11 protein-coding genes, 1 tRNA gene and 3 pseudogenes are annotated in these 15,303 nt (G+C 44.5%); 7 read left to right on the forward strand and 8 right to left on the reverse strand.

Annotated elements, in window-relative coordinates; all coding sequences use genetic code 11:
- Window positions 1-84 precede the first annotated feature (84 nt).
- Both BIT28_RS19905 and BIT28_RS19910 read left to right on the forward strand, forming a co-directional pair.
- On the forward strand, window positions 85-1,281 hold the full coding sequence (locus tag BIT28_RS19905; RefSeq protein WP_139310494.1) for a hypothetical protein: 1,197 nt from the start codon (window positions 85-87) through the stop codon (window positions 1,279-1,281).
- A 61-nt stretch (window positions 1,282-1,342) separates the two neighbouring features.
- On the forward strand, window positions 1,343-2,821 hold the full coding sequence (locus BIT28_RS19910; protein ID WP_075766700.1) for a coiled-coil domain-containing protein: 1,479 nt from the start codon (window positions 1,343-1,345) through the stop codon (window positions 2,819-2,821).
- 560 nt (window positions 2,822-3,381) lie between these two features.
- Here the strand turns inward: BIT28_RS19910 and BIT28_RS19915 are convergent.
- Both BIT28_RS19915 and BIT28_RS19920 read right to left on the reverse strand, forming a co-directional pair.
- Window positions 3,382-3,472: transfer RNA gene (locus tag BIT28_RS19915), tRNA-Ser, on the reverse strand.
- Between the two features lie 213 nt (window positions 3,473-3,685).
- Window positions 3,686-4,294: a LysE family translocator gene (locus BIT28_RS19920; protein WP_075766701.1), complete on the reverse strand. Its 609-nt coding sequence runs from the start codon at window positions 4,292-4,294 to the stop codon at window positions 3,686-3,688.
- Window positions 4,295-4,457: 163 nt separating this feature from the next.
- On the opposite strand from BIT28_RS19920, the gene BIT28_RS19925 reads away from it, so the two are divergent.
- The 3 genes and pseudogenes from BIT28_RS19925 to BIT28_RS29355 all read left to right on the forward strand — a co-directional run.
- Entirely contained in the window at window positions 4,458-5,825 is a 1,368-nt protein-coding gene (locus BIT28_RS19925) for an aminotransferase-like domain-containing protein (RefSeq protein ID WP_075766702.1), read from the forward strand.
- A gap of 374 nt (window positions 5,826-6,199) precedes the next feature.
- A pseudogene (locus BIT28_RS19930) lies at window positions 6,200-6,589 on the forward strand (ISAs1 family transposase); the annotation flags it as partial.
- A gap of 27 nt (window positions 6,590-6,616) precedes the next feature.
- Window positions 6,617-6,769: pseudogene (locus BIT28_RS29355) on the forward strand (DMT family transporter); the annotation flags it as partial.
- A 51-nt stretch (window positions 6,770-6,820) separates the two neighbouring features.
- Here the strand turns inward: BIT28_RS29355 and BIT28_RS19935 are convergent.
- Window positions 6,821-9,088 carry a hypothetical protein gene (locus tag BIT28_RS19935; RefSeq protein ID WP_075766703.1) on the reverse strand — a complete coding sequence of 756 codons (2,268 nt, stop codon included), beginning with the start codon at window positions 9,086-9,088 and terminating at the stop codon, window positions 6,821-6,823.
- Window positions 9,089-9,815: 727 nt separating this feature from the next.
- Between BIT28_RS19935 and BIT28_RS29045 the strand changes: the two are divergent.
- Window positions 9,816-10,586 (forward strand): annotated as a pseudogene (locus BIT28_RS29045) (IS4 family transposase); the annotation flags it as partial.
- 54 nt (window positions 10,587-10,640) lie between these two features.
- On the opposite strand, the gene cspE reads toward BIT28_RS29045, so the two are convergent.
- The 3 genes from cspE to BIT28_RS19965 all read right to left on the reverse strand — a co-directional run bounded on the left by cspE (window position 10,641) and on the right by BIT28_RS19965 (window position 12,452).
- Complete coding sequence (gene cspE / locus BIT28_RS19955; RefSeq protein WP_075766705.1) at window positions 10,641-10,853, reverse strand: transcription antiterminator/RNA stability regulator CspE; 213 nt, start codon at window positions 10,851-10,853, stop codon at window positions 10,641-10,643.
- Between the two features lie 290 nt (window positions 10,854-11,143).
- The gene (locus BIT28_RS19960; RefSeq protein WP_075766706.1) at window positions 11,144-11,809 is read right to left on the reverse strand and encodes an SDR family NAD(P)-dependent oxidoreductase; all 666 of its coding nucleotides are present in this window, start codon (window positions 11,807-11,809) and stop codon (window positions 11,144-11,146) included.
- Window positions 11,810-11,903: 94 nt separating this feature from the next.
- Complete coding sequence (locus BIT28_RS19965; protein ID WP_075766707.1) at window positions 11,904-12,452, reverse strand: zf-TFIIB domain-containing protein; 549 nt, start codon at window positions 12,450-12,452, stop codon at window positions 11,904-11,906.
- Window positions 12,453-12,712: 260 nt separating this feature from the next.
- Here BIT28_RS19965 and BIT28_RS19970 point away from each other — a divergent pair, with 260 nt between their 5' ends.
- Window positions 12,713-13,945: an iron-containing alcohol dehydrogenase gene (locus tag BIT28_RS19970; RefSeq protein ID WP_075766708.1), complete on the forward strand. Its 1,233-nt coding sequence runs from the start codon at window positions 12,713-12,715 to the stop codon at window positions 13,943-13,945.
- Here the strand turns inward: BIT28_RS19970 and BIT28_RS19975 are convergent.
- Both BIT28_RS19975 and BIT28_RS19980 read right to left on the reverse strand, forming a co-directional pair.
- The gene (locus BIT28_RS19975; protein ID WP_075766709.1) at window positions 13,942-14,697 is read right to left on the reverse strand and encodes an alpha/beta hydrolase; all 756 of its coding nucleotides are present in this window, start codon (window positions 14,695-14,697) and stop codon (window positions 13,942-13,944) included. The genes BIT28_RS19970 and BIT28_RS19975 overlap by 4 nt on opposite strands.
- Before the next feature lie 4 nt (window positions 14,698-14,701).
- On the reverse strand, window positions 14,702-15,076 hold the full coding sequence (locus BIT28_RS19980) for a DUF2784 domain-containing protein (RefSeq protein ID WP_075766710.1): 375 nt from the start codon (window positions 15,074-15,076) through the stop codon (window positions 14,702-14,704).
- Window positions 15,077-15,303: the final 227 nt, after the last annotated feature.

A 15,303-nucleotide genomic window follows, 5' to 3' on the forward strand; every position in this document is an offset into this window, starting at 1 on the left:
AAAATAAGGGTAGAGAAAAAGAGGGTAAAAAGGTGATCGAAAAAAAACGGAATCCTAGATCACAATCGCCGGAATACGCAGTCAATGATGAAATCGCTTGAAAGCAAACAGCAATTATTGATTGATGCAGTTAAAAGTATCAACGATGATTATCAAAGTGCGATTAAGCGTGAAGAATCAGCTAACAAACGTGCTTTTATCTCTTCTATTGTCAAAGGGGTATTAGAAGCGGCAAGTAGTGGCTTTAACGCTTATACAACAACTTCTGGTGGTGCAGCGCAACCCGCAATACCCAGCCAGTCTTCGGGTGATAAAGCCGATGACTCTGTGGCAGCATCAACTAAAGAGCGCCTAGAGAAAGAGACTGCAAAAGTAGATGCTGAAACGGAAGTTGAAGCAGCGAAAAAAGAGTTGGACGATTGCCAAAAGAAACATGATTCCTTGGTTGATGATAGAGCTAAACTTGTCGATCAATCAGCATCCGCGGAAGGTACTGAAAAAGAAAAAAATGATACTGATATAAAAGATAAAGATGTTGAGATCGAGGCTGCGAAGAAAACGCTTGATAAAGCAAGAGAGGCGTACTCTAAAAGTGTTGACAAGCTAAACGCCGCTATTAGCGCTTTGGAAGCTCTTTCTAAGAGTGCAGATGATGTTCATAGCAAAGCGATTGATGAAGCCACCAGCATCGCTAATGAGAAGATGATAATCCTCAACTGTAAACATGAGTTAGAGCGAGAACAGCGCGATGCGACGGTTAAACTTGTTCAACTCACTGAGTCTCTAAAAAACAGTGAATTGCAGAAAAACTACGCTGAAACTGCTGTTATGTCTTTAGCCTTAGCAATTCGCGCCCTAGCGCAAATTGTCGCTTCACTCTCAACTCTGAGTTTGTTCTGGTCCTCGATGGGTGAGTATTGTAAATACATGTCTAAATCTGAGGTTAAAGATCTCATTAAAGAACTCAAAGAAATGATGGATATCGATGAGCGTAAAGAGTTCTACGAAACAGACGAAGAATTCCGATCTCATGCTATTCACGACTTGGCAAAATGGAAAGCTCTCTCTGATATTTGCAACAAGTATCAGAAAGCTTGCTTGGCAACACACGCAAGCATTGTTACGAATATTGCCTTAGCACCTAGCATTTCCGAATCGCACAGCATGGTCAAAGAACTGGCTAACGGCATTATTGATGGTGCTAAATCTGAGTTAGTACAAAAAGATGCTCGACTACAAGAGCTGGATGATGAGCGTAATGTTTTAACTGCCGCTAACTAACTTTTTCTGTACATAGGCGAAGTGAACTACTTCGCTTTTTTGTATTTGCTAAGGAGTAAATATGAATTCTTACACCCAAATAACCCAAAAAACTTTGGTCGCTTTGATGGAACTTGTCAAAGCTTCAAATGATAAGCCACTCTCTGAATTTAAAATATCGATGAGTGAAGTATCTAATAACCTCATATACATAAAAGTGGTTGCAAAAAGCTATCTGAATTATGTGCGTACAATCAACGAATACAACCAAAGTGATTTAGAAGCCATAATTAAGTTGGCTGGTGGTACTGATGAACGATTAAAAGAAATTGAGTCCGACTTTATTGAACTTAACGGAATTTTAAAAAAATGCGTTAAATATGAAAAAGATACCAAGCAGTTCAAAGCCGATGCCAGTAAACGAATCAAACAGCTCAAAGATAAAATTAAGAGCAAGCAGAAAGCGATTAAAAAACTGAAAGTATCTAAGTGGTCCTTGTTCTTTATGCCGGTTGTATTTGGCGGTATTAGTGCTGCAATGGCCTCGCTCAAAAAGCAGCTCAGTTCTTATGAGCAAGAATTAGACATCATCGAGAGTAAACTAAGTGATGATCAGGTAGCGCTAAAACACTCACTCAAAGAACACGCGGAATGTGAGAGAAAACTTGATGTCATTAGCCAAGAGCTGTTGAACCAAAAAGCACTGCTGGCTAAGTTTGAAGACAGACGCAAAGAGTTCAGCCGTCAAATTGGATTTTTGAGTTATATTGAGCAATTTTGTGGGATGGCAACCAATGCGATTCATGAGCTTCAACAAAAACAGCGACAATGTCTGTCAGACATAGAGTCTTTCTTAAATGAACAAGTCACTGTAGAAATCGAGGAATATATTCATGAAGAAACTCACTCAATACTAGATGGCTTGTACAAGTTTGCAGAGTTTCTAGATCGCCGTAATGAAATCGCAGACCATCCACGTTTTATAAAGGTGTTGGGCGATGACAGTGGATTCTACCCATTCAGCTATCATTTAGCATCAAAAGAAGATGTGGCAGCATACCCAGTAGAAGCTTACAAAGTCGTTAACAGGTGGGAAGTGGTTAGACTGCACCGTGGACTTGGGTTAACGGGTTGGGGCAATCGAAATAAAATTGAAGAGTATGAACCAGATACGCTAACCCATACACTATGCGTATACCGAGAAGAGCATGACAACATCATTGTTGGTCACTCGGGGTTTGTTCTGATGAACACATCCACAGTGACGACTTACAAGGTGAAAAGTAACGAACTGGTGGCCGAAGTGTATAACAAGCAGAAAGCTACAGTGAGTAAGCTTTATTCGCTAACCAAGAAGCAGATCACTCGTATCCTCGAAGACCCTTACAGCCGAATAAAGATATCAACAGAAAGTAGATTTAAAACATGCGGAACCATTTATGTAGGTGATCGCATAGGCCTTTTGTTCTTAAAATCAGATTATGACAATTTAGAAGATCTACGAGAGGCTATGATCGTCGTTCTATTACAAGCAAGTGCCTATCTCTATGATGCCAAATAAGCACTAAACTTCATCTATCCCTAGGTATTTACTTTTCACTAAATAGCTAGGGCACTTCCTCAATTAGGTTCCTATACTTACCACAGCATGAATGGCTGTGGTAAGTAACTATGAAACGGTATGTAATTCCAGATGAAGCTTGTGTCTTGCCCTAAAAAAACCGCTGATAGTTCAGCGGTTTTCTTGAATGTGGCGGAGAGATAGGGATTTACTGCTCGCAATCTCGCGCCCTTCGGGCTATCGGCAGAGCCGATGTGCTTTCGCTTCGCTCAGGTGAAGACTGGCCGTCCGCCCCTCTAGGTTTCTGCACCCTATCTCAAATTACAAAATTTACGCGAAAAAAAACCGCTGATAGTTCAGCGGTTTTCTTGAATGCGGCGGAGCGCTCTAGGTATAGGGGGATTTTCAAATCCCTATCAAAATTAAACACCCTAAACGACAAAGCCCAGCATTTTCTGCTGGGCCTTCTAATGTGGCGGAGTGCTTCGAGGGAATTGCGGATTTGAACCCTCGATTTTAGGTATAAAAAACCGCTGAATTATCAGCGGTTTTCTTGAATGTGGCGGAGAGATAGGGATTTGAACCCTAGATACGCTACAAACGTATGCCGGTTTTCAAGACCGGTGCTTTCAACCACTCAGCCATCTCTCCGTAAGTGCGGCGAATGATACGGAGCTAACTTAAGCTTGTAAAGGTCTAATTTTGCATATATTTTCCAACTGCCGAACCTTCAAACAGTTATCGCGAATTTAGACAGTCATTAACCANAGCTAACTTAAGCTTGTAAAGGTCTAATTTTGCATATATTTTCCAACTGCCGAACCTTCAAACAGTTATCGCGAATTTAGACAGTCATTAACCACTCTATACGCCAGCCGTGAAGGCCGGAGCAAGCGAAACAATCGTCAGCAAACCGATGCCAAGGTTGAAAACACGTTGTTTTCCAGGGGTGTCTAAGTGAGTTTTTATCCAGCGCCCGAGCAGTGCCCAACAGCTATTGGCAAAAAAACCAAATACCGTGAACACAATAATAATCATAAAAACAGAGAGCCAATAGTTACCGGGTAAGCTATAGCTGGTAACCAATGCCAAGCAAGCCATCCACGCTTTAACATTGCCGAGCTGAAAAAACATTGCCTGCAGGAAAGACAAGGGGCGCCCTCCTTCCTGACTATTCGCCACGCTATTGAGCACTATCAATTTTGCTACCAACCACAACATGTACCCCAACCCCAGGTAACGTAATGTGCGATATAACGTCGGGTGTTGTTCCAGCGCAATTGCAACTCCCCCCGCACACAGTAGCAATAAACAAACAATGCCAAACCGAATCCCGACAAGATGCTTCATTGACTGACGGATACCAAATTGCGCCCCTGAACTCGCCAGCAAAAAATTATTCGGTCCCGGTGTCATCGCGGTAACAAACGCAAACAAACTCATTGCTGGCAGCAACTCCCATACAGAATCCATCTTATTATCCTTCACACTGTGTCACTCAATGTACTCAGCGTAACGAGAGGATCGCGTTAATGCCTATTGTTTATGCGTCACCATGACAATTCTTTTATTTCCTTCTCGCAGCCCTTATCTATCCTGTATTCAACAGGTAAATGTACCCCTAAAGAAGGTGACAATGTTCATTCCCGATCTCTCTGGCCGCTCCGGCCCCAAGTTCATCGCCCTGGCCGACTCATTTGCCGAAGCTATAGAAAGCAATGAAATAAAGGCAAACACCAAGCTCCCGCCGCAGCGAATTCTGTCGTACCGACTGGGGGTTACGGTAGGGACAATCACTCGTGCCTATCAAGAGCTTGAGCGACGAGGACTAATAGAGCCCAAGGTCGGCAGCGGTACCTATGTCAAAGACCGGCAAGCAGAACAAGACACCTTCTACCACCCGATCACAAACCGTGAGGGCATCGATCTTGCCATTTGCCGACCACTGTTATTAAGCCAGCAACAGCATCTTTCCGCTATTTTACAAGATCTGTCCGATGAACCGACGGCACAAAAAGCCGTTCTGGATTATTACAGTGCTGAAGGATTAAAAGGGCATAACCACACCTTGCAGCAATGGCTCACAAAGCGCCTACAATGCGATATTGATAATCGTCGTCTTATCTGGACATACGGCGGGCAACATAGCTTAGCGATTATTGTTCACGCATTAACGCGCCCAAAAGAAACCATATTGGTCGAAGGATTGTGTTACGCCGAATTCGTCCATACCTGCCAGCAATCCGAGCGCAAACTGGTGCCCGTTCAGTTTGATGAAATGGGGATCATTCCTGAAGATTTAGAACTTCACTGCAAACGCCACAAGCCTCGACTGCTCTACCTGACCCCTGCGGTTCAAAACCCGACAGGGATACAGACGAGTGACAGCCGTCGCTTGAAAATCATTGAAATCTGTCGCCGCCACCATGTTCTGATCATCGAAGATGATGTCCTTTACTGCCCGCCAAGCCACCGTAAAACACCACTTGTAGCCATCGCTCCTGATATCACGTTATATGTCGGGAGTTTCTCCAAGTATTTCGCAGGCGGTTTGCGGGTCGGCTACCTTATCGTGCCACTCTCTTTACGAGGCGAAATGCAAAAAGCACTGCGGGCAAATTGTATGCATATCAGTCCGCTCATGATAGATCTGGTATGCCGATGGCTAACCAATGGCGCTATGCAGCACGTCGACAAGGAAATCGCCCTCGAACTCAATGCCCGGCACCGATTGCTGAACCAGTACTTCCCTCAGCACAGTAACAATGTCGTACCGGGCTTCAACAGCTGGATTCCCCTACCCGAGCCTCTGACCGGCTACCGTTTCAGCCAACGGCTTCAGGACAAAGGCGTTCACGTGCGCGAGGCCGAAATGTTTACAGTCGGTCGATACCCGCCCCCAGCGGCGATACGGATTTCGCTGACCGGGCCCACCAGCCGGAACCAGCTAAAAACTGGACTGGAGATTATCAGGTATGAAATTGATTTGAGAACAGAGGACTAAACTAGAAGGAAACATTGTTATTTCATGATGTTAGATTGACCAGAAACAGAAAAAGCCGCCAATGGCCTGGCTTTCCTACACAAATCCCTCGACTCAGTCGGGGGGATTTTTTTGAACCTTTATCTGCCTGATTGATCTCAACAAGAAACCACGCGTTGAGGTAAACCTTGCGGAAGCTGGCTTTGCAGCAACTGCCGAGCAGGCATCAATGTGCTGGATTACTTTAATACATTGCAGCGGCTGCAAAGCGAAGTCAGGGCCGCCCCCGAACGGTTCCTCCCCTGGAACTACCAACCTCATATCTGATTAACAGGTTCCGGCTCCGGCTGGAACCGCCCATACCTCTAAATCAAGCTACCTTCCCGTAAGCTCACAAAGCAAAGCTGCCGCAGGAACTCGCGGAAAAGTGGCCAACAATACGTAGTATTATTGCAGTAGAACGTCATCGTACGATCAATGGGAAAGGTACTGTAGATACCTCGTATTATATCAGTTCGCTTTCACACAGCCACAAACTGCTTGGTCATTATATCCGCCAATACTGGCGAACCGAAAGCAGCTAACACTATGTTTTAGATGTTGTTTTTAAAGAAGACAGTCCACGAATCTGTTTAGATGGTGCTGTGGAAAATATTACCTTATTTAGACGCTTCGTCATGAACATGCTCAAACAATGTGAGTGTGGCGCTACAAGTCAAAGACAAAAACTGAAAAAAGCTGGTTGGTGTAACGATTACAGAGCGCAAGTATTATTTGGATTATAAATTAAGTAAAGTATGCTCGCGCCCTGTCAAATCAGCAATCTGATCTTTGCCTCACCGTTTATCTCATTGATGCTCCTCGCCACCATCACAGGTGAAGAGATCCACACAACCACCTTGATTGGCTTGGTATTGATTATCACTGGTTTGGTGATTCAGCAGATGAAGAAGAAAATTCAATGAAAATAGCCTCTAAATCATAGAGGCTATTAAGTATTTTCTAATGACTACAGATTAATCTCGAGTCTCAATCCACTCACGCTGTATATAAGGCGCATTTGAAGTGCTGTGTGGATGTAAGATGTGAACATATTTTTGATTACCAAGTCCCAAATCAACTCCAACATCAATGGTTGTTGGATTGTATGAGTCTTCTTCACACACATCGTAGATTGGTTGATATGATAGCGATTGGAACTCGTTGTTAGACATAATTCCAACTTCATAGTGACTATACTGACCCGCCAAATCTTTACAGAACATATCCGGGTTACCATCAATTTGAAGATAAATACGAGAACCAGAATTAGCCATCAAATACGTGGTCACATACTCACCATTAATATTAATTGAGCTCGCTACTGAGTTTTCAGCCCAACTTCCGACTGAGCGATCTTTTACTATTTTCTCTACATTGCGCTTTTTATCATAAAACTCGACAGAATAGGTTTCTGGTGTTGCTGTGATACCTTCTTGCACTAAATAACGAGTAACTTTTCCGTCATCTGAATCGTTAGCTATTAACGTTGAGAGCAAGTATCTAGGCGTTGCATTATCCGCTGGAACTTTCCCACTGAAGGCAAGTAAGCGGCCATTTTCAATGCTGTAATTACCTACCAAGTCACCATTAATATCGCTTGGCACACCTGTTGGACAATCAGACTTGTTGTCACCAAGAATGGAATAGATTTGACCGTTGATAAGTTGGATGGCTTCACATTTACGAATATCAGCGTGTAGATTCAATACTGCACGATAAAGAACTTGGTTTTCCATCGTTGCAATATCATTTGGCACAAGAAGTATTTCAGGCAAATCCAATGAAAGTGTCGTTTCCGCACTACCTGATTTACCGACGACTTCTAGTGCGTATGCATCTTTTTCAGCACCAGCAGAAGGCACACCGTCAATCGTTAGCATCGAACCATTCAAAGACAGGTTTAGCCCATTCATCGTATTTTGGATTAATGAGAATTCGATGTCCTTTCCGTGTGAATTAAAAATACTATTTAGGTCTAACTCAATTGGGTCAATGTCGATACCGACCACCATCGGTGTATCATATACTTTCGCTTGGGCTAAGTTTGCTTCATTTGAAATCAAAACAGGCGGGGTTGAGTCATCTACTTTGATACTAAACGAAAAAAGAGCTTTCGTTTTACTTGTATCTAAATCTTCTCCTTCGTACTGCACAACAACGATGTAATCGCCAGAGCCTTTAATGGCATCTGTTGAGTTCATGCCAACGCGCATCTGCCCGTTAGTTACATAAGCAACGAGGCCTGTTTTCTCATTGTACTTATCAAGTACGACGTAGTTTGAAGCAGTATTAGATACATGAATGAAATTAGTTAACTTGCCTGTATTATCCGAGTCTTTGAATAGATCGGTTAAGTCTGCTTCGAATAAAGTAATCGGCGTCCCAACAGAGTAACCGTATGTGAGATCTAACGCATCAAACTGAGCTTGTACGGTGTTAAAAACCGTAGGATTAACGTAAGTATCTGAACCAGTTGGAATTGTGTCATTCGTACCCGTATCACCGTCTACGATCATGCGATAATTCGGGTCGGATAATTTATCAGCTGGAATTTGGTCAACGGCTATTTTTGTATCCGTTGCGAACTCGATTGGATCTAATTCATAAGCGATTGGGCTTTCAGCTTTAGAGTCTACCAAAATCTGGGCTGTTTTATGAAGCTTTTCATCTCCGTTATCAACGAAGTCAACGTATAGATCTGAATCCGAATCAAGCCCAAGTGCTCCCTGAACAACGGCAATTGCGGTATCTGCATCCGTTCCGCTTTTCTTCATCTCTAGCACTATAAGATCCGTCAATGGCGAGATCACTTCCGCAGTTTCAGTGGTATGAAGTGTATATTCGGCATCGAGTGGCATTGAAGGGCGATCTGAGTCGGTTGTGTAAACCGCTTCATATTTACTGTCCATTCCAGCAAGCACTTGTTGTGCAGGCTCTCCGCTAACTAGCGTTTGCAAAGCTAATTGTTCAGAAGGCATTTCATCGAGCGTTAATGTACCTGATTCATCGGTTAAACCAACAAACTCAGAGGCATCACTAAAGCTACTGCTACCATCTTTATCGATGTAAACAACCGCATTTTGAAGGTATCCATCAAAGCCAGTTACCGTATAGCCAGACGGCGAAGGGGTTGACGGCGAAGGGGTTAACGGCGAAGGGGTTGACGGCGAAGAGCTGTCACTATCTGAGCCACAACCGGCCAAAAGTGCAATCACTGAAGTAGCTAATATTTTTTTTTTCATTTCCATTTCCATTTATGAAACTACGGCAGCAAAAAAACGTATCATGATACGAAACCAAGTCAAGTGAGCATTGTTGAGTATGTGCGTAACTTTTACTAATAATGTAAACAGTGCTTTGTAGAGTCAGAAAATGAAATAGTAATGGAGCAGCTTCGCAGCAACACCAAAGAAAATGCGATGTTAGGGTAATTCCCTGAGTCAATCAGCAATGCCATTATCGATAGTATGGATGTTCATAACGAAATGGCGATGAAACTACTGACTAATAAGGCTGTTGCGAAAGGCTTTGCTGGGTTGATGTATTGATGAAAGGCTTAGGTAAGTCAAACGAAGCTCAAACCTAAACCTGATTTATTCACCGCCTTGGCAAACAGTCAGGGTGGTGAAATTATCCAGTAAAAACCGAAAGATAGATTTTTAGAAACGGTGTAATTGGATTACACAATGGCTCAAAAAGCAGAATAATATTTCTGGATTTTTTTGCTGTTCAGCTCTTGAAGTTTTCTCGAACTGCGATAAAACATAGAGACAAAAACAAGAAAAACCAAGCGTCAACTTGGTTCTTATTCAATACAATAGGTGCATTGCAACAGTTCATAATTTCAACGTATCACGGATAACCATTGAGTCAAGACTTCTTGTTTAAATTAACTAAGGAGTAATTCAATGAGCACTAGACCATATATGGAACTGCTCACCTGTTCCAACTTCACTCATAAAGGTCGCAGCAACTGCCGAGCAGGCAAGGCGCTATGATTGCCTGCTCGCTCTTGAAGACACGACCTCGCTTGAGTTCACCCACCGTACAGTGCGGGGGGAGATGGGGCATACCGCATCGAACAGGCGCTCCAGAGGCATGCACGCGCACTCCGTCTTGCTGTTTGCGCCGGCCGAGCAACATGTAGTCGGGCTGATCGAGCAGGAACGCTGGACGAGAGACCTTCAGGCCTACGGGCAAAATCAACGCCATGCAAGCCGGTCTTACGAAGAGAAAGAGAGCTATAAATGGGAGCGTGCCTCACGTGCCATGAAAACTCGTCTCGGTCCTGACATGAAATGAATTATCTCGGTCTGTGACCGGGAGGCTGACATTATCGAGTACCTGACCTACAAGGTCTCAAACCATCAGCGCTTTGTTGTTCGCTCCATGCAGAGCAGGGAAAACTTAGAGCGGATGGTGGTGGTACTAGCCTTCATCGCGGTACGGCTTCACCAACTGCGCTACCTCGGACTCAACAAAGAAGAGGCAGAAAAACAGAGCTGTGAGACGGTATTAAGCCCACTTGCGTAGAAACTCCTGTGGTCAAAACAGAGTAAATCAAAGCCGCCAAAGAAAGCCCCTAGCCTGTACTGGGCGTACATTAATCTCGGAAAGCTTGCGGGGTGGTATGACTCAAAACGTAATGGCCGGGTTGGCTGGGAAAGGCTGTGGGAAGGATGGTTCATGTTGCAAACCATCCTTGAAGGTTACCTGTTAGCCCAGTCTCTTGATCTTTGAGATGTGATCAAGAGACAGGCCAATGGCGACCTTTTATTGTCTTTGCTTTCAGACTTATAGCGCTACAACATTTGCAGCTTGAAGACCTTTCTGGCCTTGCTCAATGTCAAAAGAAACTTTCTGGCCTTCAGCCAGTGTTTTAAAACCTTCCGAAGCGATTGCTCGGAAGTGAACAAAAACATCGGCACCACCATTATCTTGCGTGATGAAACCAAAACCTTTCTCTTCGTTGAACCATTTTACGATACCAGTAGCTGAATTAGACATATGATGCCCCTTATATATTCATGAATTAATCGCGAAAAGCGATATGCTAATCTATTGAATTATCTAATGTTACGAGAAATATAAGGAAACACATAGGTACTATACGCCAGCGTATAAGTAGCTGAAGGTTTAACTTGTACTTGATGTTGCATTCAATAACTCTCTGTAGAACTGGCCAAGATAATACCAGCTGTTTATTTTTTGTACAGCGATATTTTGATCTTACTCACAAAAACTATCGTTGAGACTCAATGCAGCAACAGCAAATAACTTTAAAATCAACGCACTAACTAGTTCCGGTTGATCGTAATATCCGAAACAAAGCCATGCTCCGTGCCCACCAGCGCTTGTTTAAGCATTTTTGCGGCTTCTTTCGCCGTCATAAATGAGGATGTATCAAGCGCTTTGCCACTGGTTTTCCAAAAATCTGTCGCCATACCGCCAGGGTAAACAGCAATCAGTTTCATCGGGCTTCCCTTCAGCTCAAGGCGTACCGATTCTACAAGCCCGCGTACTGCCCATTTAGCCGCACAATAGGTAGACTCTCCCGCCTTGGCTAACTGTGCCGCCGTCGACATCACCACTACCACGTTAACCTTATGCTCACGGTAGCGTGCAACCAATTCGCGCAGCAAGAAAACCGAAGACGTGACGTTATTCTCAATCAACTTATTGATTTCGCTTGGTTCCTGCTCTTCAATCGGCCCAAAATATCCGCTGCCTGCACAGTGTATGACAGTCTCTGGCACTTGAGCCAGTGAGTCGAATAACTCAGCCACTTTTTCCGGAACGGTAAGATCAACCGGTGCCGCCTGCACTTGCCCCGGCAAATTATCAGCCACGGAGGAAAGCCGCTGCTCATTACGGGCAGTCAGTACCAGCGGGTTTCCTTCTGCGCTATACAACTGAGCCAATGCCGCGCCCAAGCCGCTACTTGCACCTGTAATTAAAATCATAGAATGCCTTTTAGAAAGGAATGAAACCACATAATAGTACAACTGCCATATGTGGTTTCATTAAGGAACTGTTCGAGACAGATATTTCTCGAAGTTACCGCTCTGCCGAATACGGGTCTTCTGCCAAAAGATAGGCTCTCAGATCGGCCTTGTTTGGTTGCTCACTGAGCCATTGGCGGATCTCTTTCACCTTCTCATAAGATTCCTTGCCAAACTTGTCAGCATACAGATCGGCAAAATTGTCTTTAGCCGTGTTCATCCGGATGTTCTTCTGCCACTGAGCAGTCAGCACGGCATTCAATGAGCCGGCAAGTCCACTCTTTTTCATCAGGTCCCACTCACCTTTGTCCAGCCATACACCGCCAACACTGGCGCTATAGTCTAGGCGGTGAGCACTATCCGATGTGATACGGAACTTACGCATAATTTTACCCGACTGCGGGCAAAGCAACGCAGACTCGGTATCCTCGGCTTCACAAGTAACACTGTCAGAGAATTTAAACTCGGGGTTGTTTTCCTTCCAAGACACGTAGTCTTCAACAAGTACCCAGTTACCACCACAATGCGTGCAGGTATGAGCACGGAATAAATCATCAATAAAGCTTGGAGATAAAACACCGACTTTGCAGCTTGTACACTTCATTATAAATAACGCCTAAACTAACTGATTTCAAAAACACTCTACTTTCAAAATCTTATATAACAATTCAGCATAAAAATCAGCGCGGTTAGTCACGCTTTTATGAGTACCAGACAATGATTATTATAAAAACCAGCTCCTCTGGCACTGTATCGAGCCCAGGTGACTTTCGTTATTGCCATTGCTCAATTATATGAACCAGATCCAATACAAAGATATGCTTACTCCCTATAATTCAAACGTCTGTTTAAAAGGATTTTGATATGTTGATATATAAAGCAATGGTAAGCGTCAACAAACAGCTCAACAAACTCGTCACCATCCCCTTCCCTCACCTTGAAGCTGGGATAAACAGCCTCAATAAAGCGGGCGAGCTCATGGCAATAGCAGGGGCAAAGAAGGCCATGATTGTCACCGGCAGGAGCAGTTCTGCAGCCATTATTCCTGCACTTTGCAACTCACTGGATGAACATGGCATCGACTACGCTATCTTCAACCAAGTGATGCCCGACCCAACAATTGCAACAGTGGCAACCGGTGCCGATTTCTATAAGCAGTTTCACTGCGATTCAATTATCGCCCTCGGCGGTGGATCACCCATCGATTGCGCCAAAGTGATCGGAGCTAAAGTGGTCAGAGACAGGCCAGTGAGAACCATGGCCGGAAAACTCAAAATCAGAAGAAAACTACCGCCATTTCTTGCGATTCCAACCACGGCTGGCACTGGCTCGGAAGCCACTGTCGCCGCAGTTGTTTCCGATCCAGCAGCACGGCAAAAGTTTGCGATCGTCGATCCTGCATTGCTGCCTGATTACGCAATCATCGATCCCAAGCTGATGATTGGGCTGCCGCAAGATATGACAGCAGCAACCGGTATGGATGCACTCACCCACGCAGTAGAAGCATTCATCGGTACGTATAACACGCCTCTGAGTGACAAATATGCCAGGCAGGCAATAGAGAAAATCTTCGAGTTCCTACCTAAAGCCTATAACAATGGCCAAGATCTGGAAGCGCGAGAGCAAATGGCGATGGCATCTTATGAGGCTGGCTGTGCCTTTACCCGCGCATTTGTAGGCTATGTTCACGCTATCGCCCACCAGCTCGGCGGTATGTACCATATCCCGCACGGACAGGCGAACGCGATCCTACTACCCGAAGTACTACGCTTGTTGCATCCATACTGTAAGGCGCGCTTGGAAGAGTTGGCGAATGTCATAGGCCTAAACAACGGCAGTGAGTTCATTGATGCGGTGGTTGAGCTCAATAAAAAACTCAACATTCCGAATGGATTTCCTGAATTAAAGGCCGAAGATATAACACTTATCAGTCAACGGGCATTAGCCGAAGCCCATGGTACCTACCCTGTACCGGGTTACTTGAGCCAAAGTCAGTGTGAAAGGCTACTCAAACAGTTTCTTGTTGTGACACCGGAAAAAGCTGCACCTGACGTCGAGGCTTCAAAAAAAGCCCTTACGGAACATGCCGAAGGCTAGTCCAGCGCCCGCTTAAGCCCTGATACATAATCAGGGAACTGAGAAATTGTATTGTGGCCTGCATTGGTCACAATAACTACCTCCACCAGCTGATCGCCAAAATGAGCGATTAGCTGGTCGGTTCTGGCACGGGGGATCACCCGGTCATTTTCGGCAATAAAGATGTAGGTTTGGGCCGTTATATCCTTAACTCGATCCGCTGAACGAAATGTGTCTTTGATCATCAGAGAGACAGGAAACATCCAGTAGATATCCTTTGCTACGTTCTCAATACTGTCGAACGGGGTCACCAAAATAAGCATATCTACCTGCCGGTTTGCTGCTACATATGTTGCGACACCGGAGCCTAAACTTCGTCCCATCAAAGATACCGAGTCATGCTGACTCTTTACCGTCTTATAAATATGAACAGCATCACTGTATAGCACCTGTTCAGTAGGGCTCCCGGCATTACTGCCGTAGCCTCGATAGGGGATAAGGTAAACGGTATAACCAGGTACTACCGCCTCAAAGAAAGGGATGTTCGCTTCGATGCTTTCGGCATTTCCGCCATAATAGATTAATGCCTTCGGTTGGCCCTTGTTTAACGCCCAGCCACTGAGTTGTACCCCATCCACGACAAAGCTGACATTCATCTCACCATATACATTGCTGGCAGGCTGAGGAAAATACAGAAATTTCCGTTGCAGGGAACAGAAAGTGAGAGCGAAAAGTGCATAGAGCACCACAACGGTTAGCAATATACTTTTCATTCCCCTACCCAGCTCGCCTGTTCATATAGCAATAATAGACGAGCAAGTAGATTGCAATATTGATCCCGACAGCCACAACACCCAGTACAACCTGAACATCAATACGCAGCCCGACCGGGTAGATAATGGGGATCAAATAATGTTCGACAAAGCCTCCAGAATATCCCTCGCCACCAGCTAAGTACCTTAACCGGTTTTCCAACGGCGTTAATGGGCAAATCCACCCTTTGAAGCTGATCACTGCAACCCACAGCGCGGCAGGAATATGAAAAAGTAACAGGTAGCCTCGCCAGATCACCAGCAACCCACCCAATAACGCGAAGACGATAAATACGAGATGAAAGATAACAACCAGATCAGCCAATATGCGATAGACCATGAATAACGACCTCTTACCTTAGGTCAAACATAGCCTATTAAAGGCATAACGTTATCCACTTAGACTTTGAGCGGTAAAAGTTATACCGACCCTAAACTCGTGGCTTTCGTGAGTTATCAACAGAAGCTGGGGATAGATTATCTGGGATCAGATAAAGGAGAAATTGAGATAGGGGAAAGAAAGCTTTTTCATCAAGTCTATGAAAACCTTGATCATAAACCCCCCAC

The organism is Photobacterium proteolyticum, assembly GCF_001939735.1.
In the GTDB taxonomy this organism is placed as follows: domain Bacteria; phylum Pseudomonadota; class Gammaproteobacteria; order Enterobacterales; family Vibrionaceae; genus Photobacterium; species Photobacterium proteolyticum.